The following is a 19,010-nucleotide window of genomic DNA, read 5'->3' on the forward strand; positions in this document are numbered from 1 at the left end:
CATTTTATAGTAAGATTTTGGTAATTAAAAAGTAATTTTTTTATATTGTTACTTAATCATTTAGTATAGAAGACTGCTTTAAAGGCAGGGTCACTATAAATTCTGCCCCGTTGTCTTTTTCCCCTATGGCTGTAATAGTTCCGTTATGGCGCTTGGCAATTTTTCTGCAAAGGGCAAGTCCAAGACCATTTCCTTCATATTCATCTTTAGAATGCAGTCTTTCAAAGGCAGTAAATATCCTTTCGGCAAAAGCGGCATCCATTCCAATTCCGTTATCTTTGATTTTAATTTGCACAGCTTCCATTTCATTAATAGTTGTAAAAGAAGCTGTTATAATTACTCTTGGAGGCTCATCAGCTTTAGAAAATTTAAGGGCATTTTGTATTAGATTATAGAAAAGTTGTGTGATAAGAATTGGGGCTCCCTCTATTTGCGGCAAATCGCAGCCAACAAATATGGCACCTTTTTCTTTGATGATGAGTTCCAAATCTATTTTTATATTCTCAATAATTTCATTTAGATCTATCGTTTCAACAGGCTGTCTGCTTTTACCCAGCGTAGAGTAGGAAAGAATTCCCTCTATGATATTCTGCATTCTTTGTGTAGACTGATCTATTTTATTAAGGTACTTTATACAATTGTCGTTAAATGCAGTGTCTTTTTCATTTCTTAAAAAAGTATTGAAAATTTTAATTTTTCGAACAGGCTCTCTCAGGTCATGGCTCACTATATTGGCAAAATGCAAAAGATCATCATTGGATCTTTTTAGTTCTTCGGTGTTGCTGGCCACTTGTCTTTTTAGTTCGTCTTCAAATTTTCGCTGCTCATTAATATCCTGAATGATTCCGATTATAGTAGTTGGAACTCCATTTTCGTCTTTGATAATTTTGCCCTTAATTTTTGCCCACTTAGTGGATTGATCATTATTTACGATACGTGTTTCATAAGATATTTTTCCTGTTATCAGTGCCTCCTCATGTGCTTTCTCTCGTATGGCAAGATCATCAGGATGTAATTTTGCGATAAGTTCGTCGTTAGAAACTTCCTTGTCTATAGACCAGATGGTATTGAAATTTCCGGAAGTTTTTATCTGTTTTGTGGCGAGGTCTATTTCATAAGTACCAAGTTCAGAAGTGTCGATCGCCATTTTAAGTCTTTCTTCTGAACTTTTTATCTGCTGTTGCGCCATGTACAACTCTGTTACATCTGTACCTGTATTCATTACTCCATAAACGTTGCCATCAGCATCTTTGAGTGGAATAAAGCTATAATTGAAATAATAGGTGGTCATAACGCCTTCAATAACCAAATCTACTTTTTTATTCTTTCCATGATAAGGGACGCCAGTATTCAGTACATTGATAGCCTGATCAAAGAATTCCTGTTTTTTGATTTCGGGCAAAACCTCCAGATAATTTTTTCCTATGACATCGTTACCTTTGCCCCAGGTTTTAATCATGGAGTCATTTGCGAGTTCTATTTTGAGATTACTACCAGAGTATACTGCGATTGGCAAAGGTGTATTGTCCACTATATCGTTTAAGAGCCCAATATTTCGGTACATAGCGTTTTGATTTAGTTTTTGTTGGTGAAGCTATTTGATTTTTTAAATTATTTGCTTATATTAATTCGGAAAGATGTTTCAAAATTCAAATCGTGATTTTTTATATTTTTTTTCTAACTTTTATCCTTTTCGTTTTGATATTTTGTTGTTGGAAATCAGGCGTTGTAAATTTGATTTGAAGCGCTCTATTCCGTGTATGCGTTTTGCATTGTGTTTAGTGCTGCAATGTTCTACCCGCTTCCGCCATAATTTATAGCTGCTAAATTTTAATTCTTTTTTCATCAGTGATCGAACTTCGGATTCAGATAAATTAAACTGAAACTTTATAGCTTCAAACGTAGTACGGTCCTCCCAGGCCATTTCAATAATACGGTCGAGTTCTTCAAGTGAAAAATTGGAACTATTTGCTTTCATATTTCAATTTTCGTCGTTTAAATATAATATATATTCAGTCTGCACAAAAATTTTTAAACTCACTTTTTATAAAAGTAGAAGCAGTCGTGCATAGCTAAGTTAATTAATTAGAATTTATTTTGTTTAACTTTTTTAAAAAATAATTAAACAATACCGTATCTTTAACAATATTAGAATCGAAAATTTTGAATTTGCCAAAAAAACAATAATTGAGTATTTATAATTAGTAATTATGATCTTATAAAAATGTTTAAATCTTAATTTGACGCATTCAGAAGAAGATTACCAATAAATTTCTAAAATGAATAAAATTGTAATTGCGAATCTTTTATGATTAATAAAAAGAATTCTCGAGTAATATGTAGTTTTGAGAACAAAATCCCAATAAAAAACCCTTAAACATTTGATGTTTAAGGGTTGTTTTTTGTAGCGAGGACGGGAGTTGAACCCGTGTCCGCGGCGGCGGATATAAATCCTGCGAGCTATAAGTTATAAATCAGATTTTGAATAAATTCTCTTACTGATCCTGTTTTTAGATATTTTTCTCTTTTGAGTGCTTCCGATTTAGAAGCGAAAAATTCCACATGAATTACAGTCCAAGGTCTAAATTTTAATGTAAATCCTTTTGTCCCAAGATGATTATGAGATTTGAACCTTTCAATTAAATTAGAGGTAAATCCAGTATAATTTTTATTAAATCTTTCAGAATAAAGAATATAGACAACAAATTCTTCCATATATGAATTTTGTAAATAAAAAAAACACCAACTTTTCAGTGGTGTTTTTTGTTTTTGTAGCAAGGACGGGAGTTGAACCCGTGTCCGCCGTGGCGGATACAAATCCTGCCAGCTATAAGTTATAAATCAGATTTTGAATAAATTCTCTTCCTGATCCTGTCTTTAGATATTTTTCTCTTTTGAGTGCTTCCGATTTAGAAGCGAAAAATTCCACATGAATTACAGTCCAAGGCCTAAATTTTAATGTAAATCCTTTTGTCCCAAGATGATTTCTAATGATTCTTTTTCTTTATAACTGGTGAGGACGGAGCAAGACCTATTTTTTGATTTTTTGTTATATCATCCGGTTTCGGAGCATTTTGAGTAAAAACATCTTGACCAATTTGAGTTGAGCGCCAGTTATTTTTTGTATCTGTTTCAGTAGTCAATAGCCAAGTTGTAACTATAGTTGGTTCGCCATTAATTATTTGAACCTGTCCACTCCACGTAGTAACTGCATCTGAATTTCCGTGAATTTTATTAGTCCAGACAACAACCCATCCAATAGCATGGCTTTTATCATTATCAGTGTCTATTTGTCCTACTAAATCATATTCCCCTTCTGCATCACCTACTTTAGTAATATATGTTCCAGTGATTTTCGCTCCGTTGACCTTTAAAGTCATACGTGATGTTAATTGATTGTACCAAGTTCCGTCCAATTGTGCCATAGTAATTAGTATTAGTTAGTATTAGTTAGTTTTGATAAACCCGTTGAAATTCAGGATATTAATAGTAAAGTTCGTGATTTTTTTTCAATTGAGCAGAATTTTTTATAAATCCGAATATTCCCAATCTACTTGATATTTAATGAATTTGTCATTGCCAATTTTTTCTATAAGGTAAACTTTAAAATACGGATGAATTGAAGTTACTGGAAAAGGAGTCACAAATCCGGACTTCTTATAAGCATCAGTTTTTTTAATTTCTTTTTGGTAATACAAAACTTCATTTTCTCTGAGTTTAGCACTGTCATCTAATTTAATCTTCTTTAAAAGGCTCACAGCAGAAGTTTCCGATTTATTTTTGTCTTTATCAAAAACAAATCTTTCAGACTTTATTTTGAAATATATTTTCCCGTCCTTTTGAGTTTTCGTATCCTCTTTTAGGTTAAATAGTACGTATTTTAAAGGTTTTAAGTGTTTGTCTCCTCCTTTAGAGAAAGTATAATAATCACTTTCTTTTGTCTGTCCGCTTATAAAATTTACTAGCAGAAAAAATAGTATAGTTATATTTGTTTTCATAATTAGTTACTACAGGTTGATGGTCCTTTATATAAGTTCTCATTTATTAAATCAGTAATTGCTGTCTGTTCAGCAGGAGACAAATTATCCCACGCAACAGTGGTTAAGGCACCTCCTAATTTCCCTAAACCAAGCCACGTTACAGATTCATATGTCGAGCGAGGGAGGCGATTATTATCAAATTGTTGTATAACATCCGCAATAGTTCCTCGATAATGACTTGCTATCATATCATGATTCCAATTAGGGTGATTTCTGTTGTAATAATAATCCATCAAGCCCGGATAATTATTTTTTAAAGAATTCACATAGGCAACTTGTTGTTGAGTAGTCATTGTAGCGGGATCTAAACTTCCATTTTGTGCAGCTGACAACATTTTTCTAAAAATCTCTGCGTGAATAACTTCATGAGCAAATACGACTGCATTTCCTAAATCTGATAAAAGTGCTAATTTAGTATTGTCAAATTGAATTTCCGTTATATAATTTACAGGAGCGACTGTAATAGCAAAAACATTTGCGTCCAAATTATTATTAACAGTCAATTTAAGATGACTTACAGCAAAATCACCGTCAAACTTTTTTATAGCAGTACTAAATAAAGTAGAAGCCATTAATCTTTCATAAATACATTTGGCTTTTCCTGTTAGCTGATCGAATATTTTTTTATCTAAAATACATTGATTCAGTTTTTTAACATAACCGTCTGGACAACTGGTTTCCGATGGTGTAGTTGTACTACCACCGCCACCACCGCCATAACCCGGACCCGGTGTTCCACTTCCAGGTGAAGGTGGTACGTTTGATCCGCCACCATAACAACCAACTTCGTACAGTGCTTCAAAATGTCCATCTTCATACCAATAGCCATAATAAACACAAACTTCTTCATCATATCTTGAAGTTATTGAACGTTGCATTTTTTTCCCATTCTTAAACTCGAGTTTGCTTCCTATGTCTGTTGCTAACTCCTGTACAAGAATCTTGCCATCAAAATTATCCTTAATGCTGTAGTAGTTGAAATCTTTATCAATTACAGTATTTTTTTTATCTGTAGTGAAAATTTGAACATTGAAAAGTTTGAAACCCTTATTTTCATCTTTCACAAACATTAAGCGATGATGGTCATTATATAGGTCGGTTTCTTTATTAGTTGCGCTTAGGTTCGCTAAAAGAGTGAAGGGTACTTCTATTACTTCCCCAATCTCTCCATTGGAAATAATGGCATCTTGCCATTGGAGTTCTTTTACATATTCGAAAACGTTTGTATTATAATTACTTTTATTGGCATCAAACCAAATTTTAGCTTCAGTTGAAGACTGACTAACATTTTCTTTAGTGATTTCTTCCGTAGCACAACTACTCATTAAAAGGATAAAGCTTATAACTACAAGACCTTTTAATATTTTGTTAAATTTTCTCATCTAAGTGATTTTCTTACGCTAAAGTATAAATTATTACTTACAAACAAATAGTAATTTTATAAAAAAGTAAGTTTTAAGTTAAATAATGTAGATTTATTTTGATTCTTGGACAAACTGCAGCTGCGGATCTAATTAAAAAAAATCTACATTTATTTTAGAAGTTATTAAAAACACGTAAAAACACCTATTGTTGTTTATGTCGATAATAAGATATTTGCTTATAACAAAAAGGAATTTGTAAATAAATTTATATGAGTCTCAATTTACATAGTGTCGATAATTCTGAAAACCCAAACAAAGAGCTTGTGTGGCTTAAAGTTACTGCCAAAACTAGTTTAGAGGGATATGCCGTAGTTGATCGAACCTTTGATCTAAACGAAAATGTTTCAAATGAGTTTCGTCATGTTTTTTTCTTTCCAAATATTGAAGTCGAAAAAGATGAGTGGGTATTATTATGCACTGGGAAAGGTAAATATAGAAAGGTGACAACTAGTAAAAACTCAATTCATAGGTTTTTTTGGGGCTCAGATGAATGTGTTTGGAATAATAGTGGTAATGATAGCGCATCCTTAATTCAATACACTAATATTAATAGCAAGAAAGTACCTGCTGTAAAAAAATAATATTTAACAGAAAACTGTCTGAAGATATTTGTCGGGAGTTTTGCTTTTATATAATTGTTTTGAAATATTTTGAATAATCCTCAGGTAAAACAGCATCAATGTCACGTAAATATTTTTCTAAAGCGCTCATTGTAGCATGACCGGTAATAAGCATTAATTTGCTTTTTGCCTCGTGTGGGGTACTGTCTTTTACTAATTCTTTGTATAGTTTGGTTATAAAAGTATGTCTGAAACTATAAAGTCCGTAATCTTTACTAAGTTTTAAACTATCTTTTACTTTTTTAAATCGATCTCCAAAATAACCTCTTTTATCTGTTTCGTTAGTTGTCCAATCGAACCCTATTCCTTTTGGTGTAAATAAGAAACTTTCTTTTTCAAATTTTTCTAGGTCAGGAAGTTCCTTCAATAGAATTTCAGGAATTATCTTAGTTTTGACAGGTTGGTTTTTTGCTCTAACATATATAAGTCTATCCTTAATATTAATATCTTTTATTTTTAATCTCACAACTTCTATTGGTCGCAGATGGTTTAATGATATAAATTGAATGAATAAAAGTAAAATAGTGTCGTTCTTTAATAGGTATTCTAATATGTCTTTTTCTTGTTCGGTGCTGAAGGTCTTATTTCTTTCAGGTGTAGATTTTAAAACATTAATTTTTTTTATGAAATTATCAGGGATAATTTCATTGTCTTCAAGAGTTGCGAAAAACATTGATAGATTTGCACGGCTATTGTTTCTATTTCTTGCACTTGTATTTGTTAGAATGGTGTTCAAATACGTTGTTACAGTTTTCTTGTTTACAGTTGTAATGTATCTGTTTTCAAAACCATTTGCTAACAGCCACTTTTCAAATGACTTTATTCTTACTCTAAAATCTTTATAGCTGTTTTCGTTTAATGTGCTTTTATTTAATTCAAGTGCAAAAATTACTGCATCAGGAATGTTGTAGTTTTTTAATTTATCTACTGGTTCTGAGTCTTCAAAAGGATTGTAACCATTTGCCAGAATTGTTTCAACAGCTTCACGAAGGATTTTTATAGCTTCCTTACGTTCTCTAAGAGTTTTGAACTGATTTACGCCTGCGTAGACATGAGTTTGGCGCTCTAATTTTTCTGTTAATGGATTTCGAAAGGAAAAATAAACATACCAGCGTTTTGATAAATCGCCTCTTGCATCATAAATGCGTGGTATTGAATATTTCTTTTTATAACTTAAAACGTGTTCGTTTTTGTGTTCTTTGGATAGTAAGTCGTGAATTTTAGACATAAAAAAACGGTTTTAAATCACTCTAAAACCGTTTAACTTATTGTTTTTAAAAAACTTAACTTTTTGTAGCGAGGACGGGAGTTGAACCCGTGACCTCAGGGTTATGAATCCTGCGCTCTAACCAACTGAGCTACCTCGCCAAGATTGCAAGTGAACCGTGTTCCTCATTGCGGGTGCAAATATAAAAATAATATTAGAGCTTACAAGCATAAAATGAAGAAAAAAAAATATTTTTAAAAATGCATTGTTTTTGGACATATATTCTTATATTTCGAAAAAATTAAATGTAGCTCATGGATCCAAAAATACGTTACGAAATCGAGTTTCCGATCAATTCTTCGCCGCAATTATTGTATCAATATATATCAACACCTTCAGGTTTGTCAGAATGGTTTGCAGACAATGTAAATTCAAGAGGTGAATTCTTTACTTTCATCTGGAATGACTCGCAGGAAAAAGCGCGTTTGGCTTCTAAAAAATCCGGGGAAAAAGTAAAATTCAAATGGGTTGATGAAAGCAGTAAGGACACTGAATACTTTTTTGAACTGCATATTTTAGTTGATGAATTGACTAAAGATGTGTCGTTAATGGTAGTCGATTTCGCTGAAAAAGAAGAAGTAGGAGAAGCTAAACAATTGTGGGAGAATCAGATCTCAGACCTGAAACATCTTATAGGTTCTGTTTAGTAAAAGTCTATTTTATACCTTATATTTGCCCTGAACAAAAAATCAGGGTTTTTTTATGATCAATTTTAACGGAAACATAGTAGCACAAGACGATAATATATTAACTCAAAATCGTGCTTTTTTGTATGGAGATGGTGTTTTTGAAACACTAAAAATCGTCAACAATAAAATCTTGTTTCTCGAAGATCATTACTTCAGATTAATGGCTTCAATGCGTGTTGTCAGAATGGAAATTCCGATGAATTTTACAATGGAATTCCTGGAAGAACAAGTTTTAAGTTTAGTTCAGCAAAACGAAATTTCAGCATCGGCACGAGCCAGAATTACAGTTTTTAGAAACGATGGAGGTTTATATTTGCCAAAAACCAATGAAGTTTCGTATTTAATTCATGCAACGCCTCTTGAAAATACTTCTTACGCTTTAAATTTGAATGAATATGAAGTTGATTTGTATAAAGACTTTTATGTTACAAAACAATTATTATCGTCTATTAAAACGACTAATAAAATGATTAACGTTACCGGAAGTATTTTTGCCCATGAAAATGGTTTGGCAAATTGTCTTTTGGTAAACGATACAAAAAATGTTGTCGAAGCTTTGCAGGGCAATTTATTTATGGTTGTGGGTAAAAAACTAATTACCCCGCCAATTTCTGAAGGTTGTTTAAACGGAGTTATGCGCAGGCAAATTTTGGCTTTAGCTAAAAAAGTTGAAGGCATAGAAGTGTCTGAAGAAATAATTTCGCCGTTTGATCTTCAAAAAGCCGACGAATTATTTCTGACGAATGTAATCATGGGAATACAGCCGATAACTAAATATCGAAAAAAAGAGTTTACAAGTAATCTGGCTCATTTATTAGTGCAGAAACTAAATGAATCTATATCTGAAAATTAATTCAGATATGGATTTTCAGGTGCATTTGACCAAATAAGATAATCGCCACCAAGCTCAATAATCTGCTCTTTCCAAAAATGCGTGGTCGACTTTCCGATAATTTTGTTTTTGTAATTATTATCGGCAATGATCCAGGAGTTTCCTTGCATCTCACTTTCAAGCTGATTTTCATCCCAACCGGTATATCCTAAGAAAAAACGAATATTATTTTTACTAATAGATCCGTCGTTAATTAAGTCTTTGGTCGATTCAAAATCACCTCCCCAATAAATTCCGTTAGAAATCTCAACACTATTTGGGATTAATTCCGGGATATTGTGAATAAAATAAAGGTTGTCTTGTTCTACAGGGCCTCCGTTATATATCTTGAAAGTGGCATCAATTTCAGGAATTAAATCATTAATAGTGTATTTTAATGGCTTATTAATGATAAAACCTATTGATCCTTCTTTGTTATGGTCTGCTAATAAAATTACCGATCTATTAAATGATAAATCTCCAATTATCGAAGGTTCGGCAATAAGCAGGTGTCCTTTTTTTAATTTTTCTGAAATCATACGGCTACAATTTTTATTAAATTTAATCATAAAATTTTTAAAAACCCAAATAAAATCGTTAAACCGCACAAAAAAACCCTCCATGAGGAGGGTTTTGATTATATTATAAGTTTAGAGAACTTTTCTTACTTAGTTCACTGCACCTTCTAATTCAGCTCCAGCTTTGAATTTTACTACATTTTTTGCAGCAATCTGGATAGTTTTTCCTGTTTGAGGGTTTCTACCGTCTCTAGCAGCTCTAGCAGATACTGACCATGATCCAAAACCTACTAATGAAACTCTTCCACCTTTTTTCAAAGTAGCCCCTACGTTTCCTAAAAATGATTCTAAAGCTAATTTTGCCGCAGCTTTTGTGATTCCTGCATCAGCAGCGATAGCATCGATTAATTCTGATTTGTTCATAATAATTAGTTATTAATTGTTGGTTAAAAAAAATTGTTAATACACAAATTTAGTAGGAAATCCGTTCCTTGCAAGTGTTTTCTTTAAATTTAGCAAAAATTGTTAATAACTTAGTTTTTTTGTTCATAAAGCAAGTCATTTTTCTGTCAAAAACAAGTAAAAACCCCTGTTTTACTGACCTTAATAGACTTTTGCCTCGTTGGTAAAAGTGATCCCATTTAATAATTCTGCCACTTGCATTCGTTTTTTTCCCGGTAATTGCAAACTCAAAAGTTGAACAAAACCGTCTTTAATCGATATTTTGATTTCTTTTTTGCTGCTAATCAGACTTCCAATCTCAAAATTATGTGATTCTAAAACCAGTTTTGCCTCATATATTTTGATGCTTAACTCTTCATTTTTATCCTTCAAAAAGCACCACGAAGCAGGATAAGGACTCAAACCGCGTATTAAATTATTGATTTCATCTCCGGATTTTGTCCAGTCGATCTTACAATTTTCCTTGTTGAGTTTGTAAGCCGTTTTAATTTCGGCATCATCTTTCTGAATTGTTGTTGTTACATTTCCGTTTTCAATTACTTTCAAAGTATCAATAACGGTTAAACTTCCTAAATCCATTAATCGGTCATGCAATTCTCCGGCATTTTCTGTTGGTTGAATTTCAATTTCCGAATTTAAAATCATCGCACCGGTATCAATTTTATCATCAATAAAAAATGTAGTAACGCCCGTTTTGGTTTCACCATTAATAATTGCCCAGTTGATAGGTGCCGCACCGCGATAATTTGGCAATAAAGAAGCATGAAGATTAAAAGTCCCTAAACTAGGCATTTCCCAAACTACATTTGGCAGCATTCTAAAAGCAACCACGATTTGTAAATTAGCATTTAAAGCTTTCAATTCGGCTAAAAAACTTTCGTCTTTTAAATTTGTAGGCTGTAATAAAGTAAGGTTGTTCGCCAGTGCATATTCTTTTACTGCCGAATATTTTATTTTTTGTCCGCGTCCCGCCGGTTTATCCGCAGCTGTAATAACGCCAACAACATCATAATTGTTTTTAATAATGGTGTCCAGAATACCAACGGCAAATTCCGGAGTTCCCATAAATATAATTCTCAATTTTTCCATTATAATTTTAAAGTGTATTTATTATTCGATTGGATGGTAATATAATTGTTTTCGAGTAATTCCTGAAGTGCCAAAAGTACATCGTTGGCGTCCAGTTTTACTTTCGTCTGAATTTCTCGCGAATTTAAAGCTGCGGTTTTTAATACGTGAAGAATTTTATCTGCAATGGAGTCGGCTTCTGTAATTTTGCCCTTTTGTGTAATGCAATATGAACAAACGCCACAATTTTTTGTTGTTTCTTCTCCAAAATAATCCAAAATCAATCGGTTTTTGCATGTTTTTCTGTCCTTTATATAATATAGAACAGATAAAAGCTGGTCTTTTTTAAGTTGATTTTGTCTTTCCAGATATTTTGCAACTCTGTTTATGGTAAGATTATCTTCGCGAACTTCATTAAATAATATAGTTGCGTCGTTATTCCTTGATTTATAATCGATGATTTCTTTCTCTTTCAGTTTTTCTAATACTGCCGAAACCTGCGCTTCTGTATGATTTGATTTTTTTGCAATTAGCGAAATATTAAACGGTGTTTTCATTTCGTAAATTCCGGGATACGTCCTCAGAATTGCGAGAATGATTTCTTCGTCATTTGAATTCAAACTCATATATCGGATTACTTCTTTTGATTCGATCAAAAACTGCATCGTAATCTTTTCAGAAAATTCCTGAGACATAGTAATAATTCCCTGCTGATTCAAAAACTGCAAAGCATTATAGGTTTTAAGAGTTGGGAAGTCGTACTTCTGACAAAAATGATTTAGTTTAAACGAAAACGAATCATCTAAACCTTCGCCGTAAGCGATCTGAAAATAATTGCAAAGTTTTACATACATTAAATTCAGAAACTGTTTATCCGGCAGAATGCTCAAAAACTGTTGTTCTGATTGATTACTATCCGATGAATTTGTCAAAACAACCGAAAATGCTTTTTCGCCATTTCGTCCTGCTCTTCCTGATTCCTGATAATAATTTTCGATATTTTCGGGCAATTGTGTGTGAATAACCGTTTTTACGTTGTCTTTGTCAATTCCCATTCCAAACGCATTTGTGGCTACAATGACCTGTGCTTGTTCTGACATCCACAATTGCATGTTTTTGTCTTTTTCTTTTGCCGAAAGTCCGCCGTGATAATAAGTCGCTTTAAAACCTAAAGATTGCAATTGCGTTGACATATTCAAACACGATTTCCGGTTTCGCACATATATAATAGAAGGCTGTGGATTTTTCTTTAAGATTTGTTCTGTGCGATACAATTTGTCTTCGACTTCGAAAACCATGTATGCAATATTTTTTCTTTCAAAAGATTGCTGAAAAAGTTTTGGATCTTTTAATCCCAATTCGGTTTTAATATCTTCAATAACTCTGGGAGTTGCTGTTGCAGTCAAAGCCAAAAACGGAATCTTAGGAAAAAACTTTTTAAGTTCTGAAATCTTCAAATAAGCCGGACGAAAGTCGTGTCCCCATTGCGAAACACAATGCGCTTCATCAATAGCAATTAAATTTATAGGCAGATTTTTAATGCGTTCCAAAATCCAATCTGATTGCAAACGCTCAGGCGAAAGATATAAAAACTTATAATTTCCGTATTGGCAATTGTCCAGAAGATCAATAATTTCTTCGGTATGAATGCCGCCGGTAAGTGCAATTGCTTTAATTTCCCGCTTTTGCAAATTTGCTACCTGATCTTTCATCAAGGCAATTAAAGGCGAAACTACTAAACAAATACCTTCCTGCATCATGGCCGGAACCTGAAAACAAATCGATTTTCCGCCACCGGTTGGAAGCAGGGCAAAAGTATCCTGACCGTCCAAAACCGAATCAATAATTTCTTTTTGAAGTGGTCTGAAACTGTCGTGTTTCCAGTATTTTAAAAGAATTTCCTGCGCTTCTGGCATTGGTTATGTTTTAAAGTTAAAAAATTTAGAAATCAGTTTCTAGTTTTGCAACTTTAAACATATGCCTAAATTTTATCTAAGATATAAAGAATTCTGTTCTCAACCGTATCTTTAGGCACTTCAATTAAGTCGTAGCCATATTTTTTATAGGTGTCAACAAGATATTTCTGAATCGTTTGTGCCTGTTCAAAATTTTCGTAGCGCTCTGTATCGCTCTCGTAAATTTCTTCCCAAGGCGGCAAAATAAAAGTTTTCGTATATTTAAAATCTTCACAAGCTTTTATAAAGTGTGAAGGATATTGATCGCCAATATAATCCATATAAGCAACTACATCCGGGATTCCGCGGTCTATAAAAACTACATTGTCAGGTTCTTCCAGTGCATTTTCGAATTGCTTAATGCGGCCTTCCAATAACATTTCGCTAAACAATAAAGGCTGTTCCAGGAACAACTGGTCGATACCACGTTGTTGTGCTTCGAGCGTAACTTGTCTTGAAATTTCAGGATAACAGCAATAGCCACGAGCGACTAATTCGTTAATAAGAGTAGATTTTCCCGTTCCCGGGCCACCAATGAGAACTATGATTTGTTTTTGCACTTTCTAAAAATAAAGCGCAAATTTACCTAAACTTATTGGTATTTAAAAAGAATATTTTGCTTTGAGCGAATGATTTCGCAATTTTAGGAGATAAATGTTCCTGCTTTCAGCTATATCTTTTATGTCGAACCCCGCCATAAAAGGATATCACCTCAATCAGGGCTAATGAGCAAGCATGGTTTTATTTTTGGAAACATTTCAAATATTGTGTTTCCTGCAAGGTTTCCAAAACCTTGTAGGTATAAATGACCTTTTTTTAGATTTATATAATTCGACAACATGATTTCAACGGATTAAAATCCGTTGCTACAAAATAATTCGTTCCTCCGGAACTGAAACAAAAAAGAGTCGTAGGCCTCGACAAATATTGTGCGGGATTAAAATCCAGCTCTACAAAATCCATCGTTCCTCTGGAACTAAACGACAAAGAGCCATCGGCTCGACAAATATTGTAGGGCTGGACTTCAGTCCAGTTTATAGCAAGTATTAGTCCCATCGGGACATCATATTTATAGAAAATTACAAGGTAGTTTGGCAAAACCCCATCGGGGTGACATATTAAAAATCAATATACCGCTCCGCTGGAGCTTTTAAGTATGAAACGTAAAAATTGGCTATAAATATTTTACTCCGCTGGAGCTTTTTGGTTGTAATTTAATATCACTCACAAAACAAATATTTTCCAGAACTAGTACTTTTCTTTCCCGAAGGAATAATCAAATGCGATTCAAATTTCTTTCCTTTCAAAACATCATTCACGAAATCCAAAACATATTGTTGTCCCTGATGAAAAAGATAGCCTGAAAATTCATGTCCGCCACCGCAAAAAGTAATCAATTCAATGTCCTTATGTAATTCATTCATATGATTATAAACGGCATAAGATCCAAAAAGAATCAGCCAGCCCGAAGCATTTGTTGGGCAAGAGCGATGAGAACCCGCATTATACGGAACCGTTTCATCACTATTTCCGTGTGCCAATAACATCGGGATTGCATTTTCTTTGGTAATCAGATTAATATCCTGAATTGCTCCCGAGCCTCCAATAAAACCTTTGTATTTAAAGTTTTCCGGTAGATTGTTTTTATATAAATTCATCAGTTTATAATCCCAAAACGAAGCCTGAAAACCAATTTCGGCACCAGCACTAATTCCTGAGATAAATATTTTCGAGGAATCAAGATTGTATTTATTGGCATTTTCAATCAAGAAAGAAGTCGCCTGCCACATATCGCTCACGCCAATTTGAATTGCTTTTATTTTCTCGGTCAGCGTTCCTTTACAACCAAAATCTTTTCCTTTCATATATAAACTGTACGAAATACTGGCAACCGCATAACCGTTTTTCGCCATAAACATTCCGAAATCTTTTTCGCTTGTACGTTCTCCCCAGAAAATCCTCCGCCAAAAGCGAAAATAACTAGCGGAATTTTTTCATTCGTTTTCTTCTGAGGTAAATACAAATCCAGATCCAGTTTGATGGTATCATTTTGAAAATAAGTCATTGTTTTTATTTCCTGAGCCTGAAAATTGTGAAAAGTGAGAATTGTAAAAAGTAAAAAGATAATTTTTTTCATTGAATTGTGTTTTTAATCTCGCAAAGTCGCAGAGTTCCAAAGTTTTTTAAGTTTGGCTCTTTTAATTATGCGAGAGAATTTCTTAGTAAAGTTTATCAAATATAAAAGTTAGCCACGAATTTCACTAATTAACGCGATTTTTTTAATTTATAACTCAATCTAAACCATACGAAATTTCCATTTTTTTTAAAGAAGTTTTAATTTGTGAAAATTTGTGAAATTTGTGGCAAAAAAACATCCTAAAAAATCTAAAATCTAAAATCCAAAATCTAAACTCAAAACCGTATATTTGCGTTTATTTTTAATTACGAATGGAAAACGATAAAGAAAAAGAAACCGCCGAATTTTACGAAAGATTAAAGGTTGAGTTAGATAATTCAAATACCTGGCCTGCAGAGTACTTGTATAAATTTATAATGCCTTCAGTAGGCGATAATGTTGAACGAGTTGAAAAAACGTTTGACAATATGGGTGCGGTTATCAAGACAACAAAATCTAAAACCGGTAAATTTACCAGTGTTTCTATAGATGTTACCATGCATAGCGCTGACGAAGTGATTAGCAAATACAAAGAAGTTTCTACCATAGAAGGTATAGTTTCATTATAAATTATGATCGAAAAATATAAAAAAGAAGTCGCAAATGACGTTGTTTTTAATTTAGAATATAATTCTGAAAGACAGCGTTTACTTATTCCCGAATATGGTCGTCATTTGCAAAAACTGATCGATCAGGCAACGATTATTGAAGATGCCGAAACGCGTAATAAAGCTGCGAAATACATTATCCAGGTAATGGGAAGTCTTAATCCGCATTTGCGTGATGTTCCGGATTTTCAGCATAAATTATGGGATCAGCTTTTTATCATGTCTGATTTTAAATTAGATGTAGAATCGCCATATCCAATTCCTTCGAGAGATGTATTGCAGTTAAAACCAGATGTTTTACAATATCCTCAAAACTTCCCGAAATATAGATTTTACGGTAACAATATCAAATATATGATTGATGTTGCCAATAGATGGGAAGATGGTGAAATGAAAAATGCATTGGTTTTGGTGATTGCCAATCACATGAAAAAATCATATTTGAGCTGGAACAAAGACACAGTAAAAGACGATGTGATTTTTGAACATTTATTTGAATTGTCTGATGGGAAAATCAATTTATTACAAAGTACAGAAGAACTTTTAAATACAACTGATTTATTGCGTACCAACAAACGCATGTCAAACAAAATCACGCCACCGGGACAACCAAAAATCCAAAGCAATAAAAACATTAAAGGTCCGGGAAAGCCAAAGCCTTTTCAGAAAAATAATAATCAGAAGTAAAAAAAGGCACTAAGTTTCTAAGATGCTAAGGGACTAAGTTTTTTTAGTTCAATAACTTAGAATCTCATTAACTCAGAACCTAAATAAAAAACAATCAGAAATAAAAAAAGGTACTAAGATACTAAGTGACTACGTCTCTAAGTTTTTTAAAACTCAGAATCTTAGAAACTCAGAACCTTAGCAACTTTAAAAGAAGAACCTTAAAAAAAATCTATGGGAATTTTTAAAATCGAAGGAGGAATTCCTTTAAAAGGAGAAATCACTCCGCAAGGAGCAAAAAATGAGGCATTACAAATTTTATGTGCCGTGCTTCTAACGGGGGATAAAGTAAAAATTAATAATATTCCCGATATTATTGACATCAATAAATTAATCACTTTGTTGGGTAATTTAGGAGTTAAAATTCAACGCAATGAACCGGGTTCGATTACGTTTCAGGCTGATGAAGTTAATGTTGGATATTTAGAAACCGAAGCTTTCAAAAAAGAAGGTGGAGCGCTTCGTGGTTCTATTATGATTGTTGGACCGCTTTTGGCACGTTTCGGAAAAGGATATATTCCAAAACCGGGAGGAGATAAAATTGGCCGTCGTAGATTAGATACACACTTTGAAGGTTTTATCAACCTTGGAGCAAAATTCAGATACAATAGAGAAGATCACTTTTACGGTGTAGAATCTCCTGCAGAAGGATTACAAGGAACAGATATGCTGCTTGATGAAGCATCTGTAACCGGAACTGCAAATATCGTTATGGCTGCAGTTTTGGCAAAAGGACAAACTACAGTTTACAACGCTGCCTGCGAGCCTTATTTACAACAATTGTGCAAAATGCTGAACTCTATGGGAGCTAAAATTACCGGAGTTGGATCTAACTTATTAACTATCGAAGGTGTTGAAAGCCTTGGTGGTTGTGAGCATAGAATCTTGCCTGATATGATTGAAATTGGTTCCTGGATTGGTCTTGCGGCTATGACCAAAAGCGAAATCACGATCAAAAATGTAAGTTGGGAAAACTTAGGTTTAATTCCAAATACTTTTAGAAAATTGGGTATTACGATCGAAAAACGTGGTGATGATATTTATATTCCTGCTCACACAAACGGGTACGAAGTAAAAACAGATATCGATGGTTCTATTTTAACCATTGCTGATGCGCCTTGGCCAGGATTTACGCCTGACTTATTGAGTATCGTTTTGGTTGTGGCAACACAAGCAAAAGGCGATGTTTTAATTCACCAGAAAATGTTCGAAAGCCGTTTGTTTTTCGTAGATAAATTAATCGATATGGGAGCAAAAATTATGTTATGTGATCCGCACAGAGCTGTGGTTATGGGACATAATTTCGAATCTCAATTAAAAGCAACAACAATGTCATCTCCTGATATTCGTGCGGGAATTTCATTATTGATTGCTGCGCTTTCAGCAAAAGGAACAAGTACAATCCAAAATATTGAACAAATCGACCGTGGATACGAGCGTATCGATGAGCGTTTAAGAGCTATTGGAGCAAAAATCGTGAGAGCGTAAAAAAATAAAGTTAGCCACGAATTCACGAATTAAACGAAGATTAAGATGGTGCTTTATTGCATTAATTTTTTAAATAAAATTCGTGTAATTGAATTCTATAAATTAAGAGTTGTTTAATTCGTGAATTCGTGGCGAAAAAAAATAGTCTACATGACAGATGAACAAAAAGCTGTAAAAGCTACTATCTTTAGTATAGTTGGAAACACCTGCTTAGCCGTTATAAAAGGCTTGGCAGGTTTTTTTGGCAATTCTTACGCCTTGATTGCAGATGCAATAGAATCAACAGCAGACATATTTTCGTCTTGTTTGGTTTTATTCGGAATCAAGTATTCTAACAAACCTCCTGATGAAAATCATCCTTATGGACATGGCCGCGCCGAACCTTTAATTACCTTTTTGGTAGTTGGATTTTTAATTACTTCGGCAACAATTATTGGGTATGAAAGTATTGCGAATATCCAGACTTCACATGCTTTGCCGAAATCGTGGACTTTATACATTTTGGGCGCTATAATTATATGGAAAGAATATTCGTTTCGTTTGGTAATGAAACGAAGCAAAGAAACAAATAGTTCTTCTCTTGCAGCAGATGCCTGGCATCATCGTAGTGATGCGATTACTTCAGTAGCAGCATTTATTGGGATTTCAATTGCGCTGATTATGGGAAAAGGGTATGAATCAGCAGATGATTGGGCGGCACTTTTTGCTGCTTTTTTTATCTTATATAACAGTTACAAAATTTTTAGACCTGCGCTTGGCGAAATTATGGACGAAAATCTAAATGATGATTTAGTCGAAGAAATTCGTATAAAATCCTTAACTGTTGAAGGTATTCTTGGAACCGAAAAATGTTTTATCCGTAAAGCAGGAATGAAATATCATGTTGATCTTCATGCTATAGTTTCGGCAAAAATTTCTGTAAAAGAAGGGCACGATTTATCACATAAACTACAAGATACTTTAAGGGAACAAATACCTCAATTAGGGAATATTTTGATTCATATTGAACCAGATGATTATCATTGAAAAAAAGCTTCTAAGTTGCTGAGGTTCTGAGTTGCTGAGGTTTCTTTAGCAATTAAAAAAAAATAAAATCCG

General features: G+C 33.4%; 23 protein-coding genes and 1 tRNA gene. 7 read left to right on the plus strand and 17 right to left on the minus strand.

Annotated elements, in window-relative coordinates; translation table 11 throughout:
- Positions 1–52: 52 nt before the first annotated feature.
- The 7 genes from ACZ0AH_RS04685 to ACZ0AH_RS04715 form a co-directional block, all read right to left on the minus strand.
- On the minus strand, positions 53–1,564 hold the full coding sequence (locus ACZ0AH_RS04685) for a sensor histidine kinase (protein WP_463474690.1): 1,512 nt from the start codon (positions 1,562–1,564) through the stop codon (positions 53–55).
- A gap of 120 nt (positions 1,565–1,684) precedes the next feature.
- Positions 1,685–1,978, minus strand: coding sequence for a TIGR03643 family protein (locus tag ACZ0AH_RS04690; RefSeq protein WP_463474691.1), 294 nt, complete (start codon positions 1,976–1,978; stop codon positions 1,685–1,687).
- A gap of 482 nt (positions 1,979–2,460) precedes the next feature.
- On the minus strand, positions 2,461–2,715 hold the full coding sequence (locus ACZ0AH_RS04695; protein ID WP_463474692.1) for a GIY-YIG nuclease family protein: 255 nt from the start codon (positions 2,713–2,715) through the stop codon (positions 2,461–2,463).
- Positions 2,716–2,827: 112 nt separating this feature from the next.
- Positions 2,828–2,995, minus strand: coding sequence for a GIY-YIG nuclease family protein (locus ACZ0AH_RS04700; RefSeq protein ID WP_463478086.1), 168 nt, complete (start codon positions 2,993–2,995; stop codon positions 2,828–2,830).
- Positions 2,988–3,425 carry an avidin/streptavidin family protein gene (locus tag ACZ0AH_RS04705; protein ID WP_463474693.1) on the minus strand — a complete coding sequence of 146 codons (438 nt, stop codon included), beginning with the start codon at positions 3,423–3,425 and terminating at the stop codon, positions 2,988–2,990. The genes ACZ0AH_RS04700 and ACZ0AH_RS04705 overlap by 8 nt, the downstream gene beginning before the upstream one ends.
- Positions 3,426–3,527: 102 nt before the next feature.
- Positions 3,528–3,998: a hypothetical protein gene (locus tag ACZ0AH_RS04710; protein ID WP_463474694.1), complete on the minus strand. Its 471-nt coding sequence runs from the start codon at positions 3,996–3,998 to the stop codon at positions 3,528–3,530.
- Positions 3,999–4,000: 2 nt separating this feature from the next.
- Complete coding sequence (locus ACZ0AH_RS04715; protein WP_463474695.1) at positions 4,001–5,422, minus strand: hypothetical protein; 1,422 nt, start codon at positions 5,420–5,422, stop codon at positions 4,001–4,003.
- A 251-nt stretch (positions 5,423–5,673) separates the two neighbouring features.
- Between ACZ0AH_RS04715 and ACZ0AH_RS04720 the strand changes: the two genes are divergently transcribed.
- Positions 5,674–6,045 (plus strand): hypothetical protein, encoded by a 372-nt coding sequence (locus ACZ0AH_RS04720; RefSeq protein ID WP_463474696.1) that lies wholly within the window; start codon positions 5,674–5,676, stop codon positions 6,043–6,045.
- A gap of 46 nt (positions 6,046–6,091) precedes the next feature.
- Here the strand turns inward: ACZ0AH_RS04720 and ACZ0AH_RS04725 are convergent, their stop codons facing one another.
- Together ACZ0AH_RS04725 and ACZ0AH_RS04730 are read right to left on the minus strand one after the other, a co-directional pair.
- A complete protein-coding gene (locus tag ACZ0AH_RS04725) occupies positions 6,092–7,312 on the minus strand; it encodes a tyrosine-type recombinase/integrase (protein WP_463474697.1) in 1,221 nt (406 codons plus the stop codon).
- A 66-nt stretch (positions 7,313–7,378) separates the two neighbouring features.
- A tRNA-Met gene (locus ACZ0AH_RS04730) sits at positions 7,379–7,452 on the minus strand.
- Between the two features lie 153 nt (positions 7,453–7,605).
- Between ACZ0AH_RS04730 and ACZ0AH_RS04735 the strand changes: the two genes are divergently transcribed.
- Together ACZ0AH_RS04735 and ACZ0AH_RS04740 are read left to right on the plus strand one after the other, a co-directional pair.
- Positions 7,606–7,998 carry an START-like domain-containing protein gene (locus ACZ0AH_RS04735; RefSeq protein WP_035682083.1) on the plus strand — a complete coding sequence of 131 codons (393 nt, stop codon included), beginning with the start codon at positions 7,606–7,608 and terminating at the stop codon, positions 7,996–7,998.
- 55 nt (positions 7,999–8,053) lie between these two features.
- Positions 8,054–8,893: an aminotransferase class IV gene (locus tag ACZ0AH_RS04740; protein ID WP_463474698.1), complete on the plus strand. Its 840-nt coding sequence runs from the start codon at positions 8,054–8,056 to the stop codon at positions 8,891–8,893.
- Here ACZ0AH_RS04740 and ACZ0AH_RS04745 read toward each other — a convergent pair.
- The 8 genes from ACZ0AH_RS04745 to ACZ0AH_RS04780 form a co-directional block, all read right to left on the minus strand.
- Positions 8,890–9,450, minus strand: a complete 561-nt coding sequence (locus tag ACZ0AH_RS04745; protein WP_463474699.1) for a YqgE/AlgH family protein — start codon at positions 9,448–9,450, stop codon at positions 8,890–8,892. The genes ACZ0AH_RS04740 and ACZ0AH_RS04745 overlap by 4 nt on opposite strands.
- A 129-nt stretch (positions 9,451–9,579) precedes the next feature.
- The gene (locus ACZ0AH_RS04750) at positions 9,580–9,852 is read right to left on the minus strand and encodes an HU family DNA-binding protein (protein ID WP_017498096.1); all 273 of its coding nucleotides are present in this window, start codon (positions 9,850–9,852) and stop codon (positions 9,580–9,582) included.
- Positions 9,853–10,032: 180 nt separating this feature from the next.
- Positions 10,033–10,980 (minus strand): methionyl-tRNA formyltransferase, encoded by a 948-nt coding sequence (gene fmt, locus ACZ0AH_RS04755; RefSeq protein WP_463474700.1) that lies wholly within the window; start codon positions 10,978–10,980, stop codon positions 10,033–10,035.
- Positions 10,980–12,875, minus strand: a complete 1,896-nt coding sequence (locus tag ACZ0AH_RS04760) for a RecQ family ATP-dependent DNA helicase (protein ID WP_463474701.1) — start codon at positions 12,873–12,875, stop codon at positions 10,980–10,982. The genes fmt and ACZ0AH_RS04760 overlap by 1 nt, the downstream gene beginning before the upstream one ends.
- A gap of 65 nt (positions 12,876–12,940) precedes the next feature.
- Positions 12,941–13,474 carry an AAA family ATPase gene (locus ACZ0AH_RS04765; RefSeq protein ID WP_463474702.1) on the minus strand — a complete coding sequence of 178 codons (534 nt, stop codon included), beginning with the start codon at positions 13,472–13,474 and terminating at the stop codon, positions 12,941–12,943.
- Between the two features lie 262 nt (positions 13,475–13,736).
- A complete protein-coding gene (locus ACZ0AH_RS04770; RefSeq protein ID WP_463474703.1) occupies positions 13,737–13,970 on the minus strand; it encodes a hypothetical protein in 234 nt (77 codons plus the stop codon).
- Positions 13,971–14,134: 164 nt separating this feature from the next.
- Positions 14,135–14,833, minus strand: a complete 699-nt coding sequence (locus ACZ0AH_RS04775) for an alpha/beta hydrolase (RefSeq protein ID WP_463474704.1) — start codon at positions 14,831–14,833, stop codon at positions 14,135–14,137.
- Complete coding sequence (locus ACZ0AH_RS04780) at positions 14,776–15,051, minus strand: hypothetical protein (RefSeq protein ID WP_463474705.1); 276 nt, start codon at positions 15,049–15,051, stop codon at positions 14,776–14,778. The genes ACZ0AH_RS04775 and ACZ0AH_RS04780 overlap by 58 nt, the downstream gene beginning before the upstream one ends.
- A 311-nt stretch (positions 15,052–15,362) precedes the next feature.
- On the opposite strand from ACZ0AH_RS04780, the gene ACZ0AH_RS04785 reads away from it, so the two are divergent.
- From ACZ0AH_RS04785 to ACZ0AH_RS04800, 4 genes are all read left to right on the plus strand, one after another.
- Positions 15,363–15,659 carry a DUF493 family protein gene (locus ACZ0AH_RS04785; protein WP_463474706.1) on the plus strand — a complete coding sequence of 99 codons (297 nt, stop codon included), beginning with the start codon at positions 15,363–15,365 and terminating at the stop codon, positions 15,657–15,659.
- A gap of 3 nt (positions 15,660–15,662) precedes the next feature.
- On the plus strand, positions 15,663–16,385 hold the full coding sequence (locus ACZ0AH_RS04790; RefSeq protein ID WP_463474707.1) for a DUF4290 domain-containing protein: 723 nt from the start codon (positions 15,663–15,665) through the stop codon (positions 16,383–16,385).
- A gap of 213 nt (positions 16,386–16,598) precedes the next feature.
- Entirely contained in the window at positions 16,599–17,912 is a 1,314-nt protein-coding gene (murA, locus tag ACZ0AH_RS04795) for a UDP-N-acetylglucosamine 1-carboxyvinyltransferase (protein ID WP_463474708.1), read from the plus strand.
- Between the two features lie 150 nt (positions 17,913–18,062).
- Positions 18,063–18,938 carry a cation diffusion facilitator family transporter gene (locus ACZ0AH_RS04800; RefSeq protein WP_463474709.1) on the plus strand — a complete coding sequence of 292 codons (876 nt, stop codon included), beginning with the start codon at positions 18,063–18,065 and terminating at the stop codon, positions 18,936–18,938.
- The last annotated feature ends 72 nt before the right edge of the window (positions 18,939–19,010 follow it).

Source organism: Flavobacterium sp. AC105 (assembly GCF_979258495.1).

What these genes read in the sequence shown, in the direction of transcription:
- ACZ0AH_RS04710 (WP_463474694.1), bottom strand. Translation starts at nt 3,998, where the DNA reads ATGAAAACAAATATAACTATACTATTTTTTCTGCTAGTAAATTTTATA.
- ACZ0AH_RS04775 (WP_463474704.1), bottom strand. Translation starts at nt 14,833, where the DNA reads ATGTTTATGGCGAAAAACGGTTATGCGGTTGCCAGTATTTCGTACAGT.
- ACZ0AH_RS04685 (WP_463474690.1), bottom strand. Translation starts at nt 1,564, where the DNA reads ATGTACCGAAATATTGGGCTCTTAAACGATATAGTGGACAATACACCT.
- ACZ0AH_RS04770 (WP_463474703.1), bottom strand. Translation starts at nt 13,970, where the DNA reads ATGGGACTAATACTTGCTATAAACTGGACTGAAGTCCAGCCCTACAAT.
- ACZ0AH_RS04725 (WP_463474697.1), bottom strand. Translation starts at nt 7,312, where the DNA reads ATGTCTAAAATTCACGACTTACTATCCAAAGAACACAAAAACGAACAC.
- ACZ0AH_RS04785 (WP_463474706.1), top strand. Translation starts at nt 15,363, where the DNA reads ATGGAAAACGATAAAGAAAAAGAAACCGCCGAATTTTACGAAAGATTA.
- ACZ0AH_RS04690 (WP_463474691.1), bottom strand. Translation starts at nt 1,978, where the DNA reads ATGAAAGCAAATAGTTCCAATTTTTCACTTGAAGAACTCGACCGTATT.
- ACZ0AH_RS04800 (WP_463474709.1), top strand. Translation starts at nt 18,063, where the DNA reads ATGACAGATGAACAAAAAGCTGTAAAAGCTACTATCTTTAGTATAGTT.
- fmt (WP_463474700.1), bottom strand. Translation starts at nt 10,980, where the DNA reads ATGGAAAAATTGAGAATTATATTTATGGGAACTCCGGAATTTGCCGTT.
- ACZ0AH_RS04705 (WP_463474693.1), bottom strand. Translation starts at nt 3,425, where the DNA reads ATGGCACAATTGGACGGAACTTGGTACAATCAATTAACATCACGTATG.
- ACZ0AH_RS04740 (WP_463474698.1), top strand. Translation starts at nt 8,054, where the DNA reads ATGATCAATTTTAACGGAAACATAGTAGCACAAGACGATAATATATTA.
- ACZ0AH_RS04695 (WP_463474692.1), bottom strand. Translation starts at nt 2,715, where the DNA reads ATGGAAGAATTTGTTGTCTATATTCTTTATTCTGAAAGATTTAATAAA.
- murA (WP_463474708.1), top strand. Translation starts at nt 16,599, where the DNA reads ATGGGAATTTTTAAAATCGAAGGAGGAATTCCTTTAAAAGGAGAAATC.
- ACZ0AH_RS04720 (WP_463474696.1), top strand. Translation starts at nt 5,674, where the DNA reads ATGAGTCTCAATTTACATAGTGTCGATAATTCTGAAAACCCAAACAAA.
- ACZ0AH_RS04750 (WP_017498096.1), bottom strand. Translation starts at nt 9,852, where the DNA reads ATGAACAAATCAGAATTAATCGATGCTATCGCTGCTGATGCAGGAATC.
- ACZ0AH_RS04745 (WP_463474699.1), bottom strand. Translation starts at nt 9,450, where the DNA reads ATGATTTCAGAAAAATTAAAAAAAGGACACCTGCTTATTGCCGAACCT.
- ACZ0AH_RS04715 (WP_463474695.1), bottom strand. Translation starts at nt 5,422, where the DNA reads ATGAGAAAATTTAACAAAATATTAAAAGGTCTTGTAGTTATAAGCTTT.
- ACZ0AH_RS04780 (WP_463474705.1), bottom strand. Translation starts at nt 15,051, where the DNA reads ATGAAAAAAATTATCTTTTTACTTTTTACAATTCTCACTTTTCACAAT.
- ACZ0AH_RS04760 (WP_463474701.1), bottom strand. Translation starts at nt 12,875, where the DNA reads ATGCCAGAAGCGCAGGAAATTCTTTTAAAATACTGGAAACACGACAGT.
- ACZ0AH_RS04790 (WP_463474707.1), top strand. Translation starts at nt 15,663, where the DNA reads ATGATCGAAAAATATAAAAAAGAAGTCGCAAATGACGTTGTTTTTAAT.
- ACZ0AH_RS04735 (WP_035682083.1), top strand. Translation starts at nt 7,606, where the DNA reads ATGGATCCAAAAATACGTTACGAAATCGAGTTTCCGATCAATTCTTCG.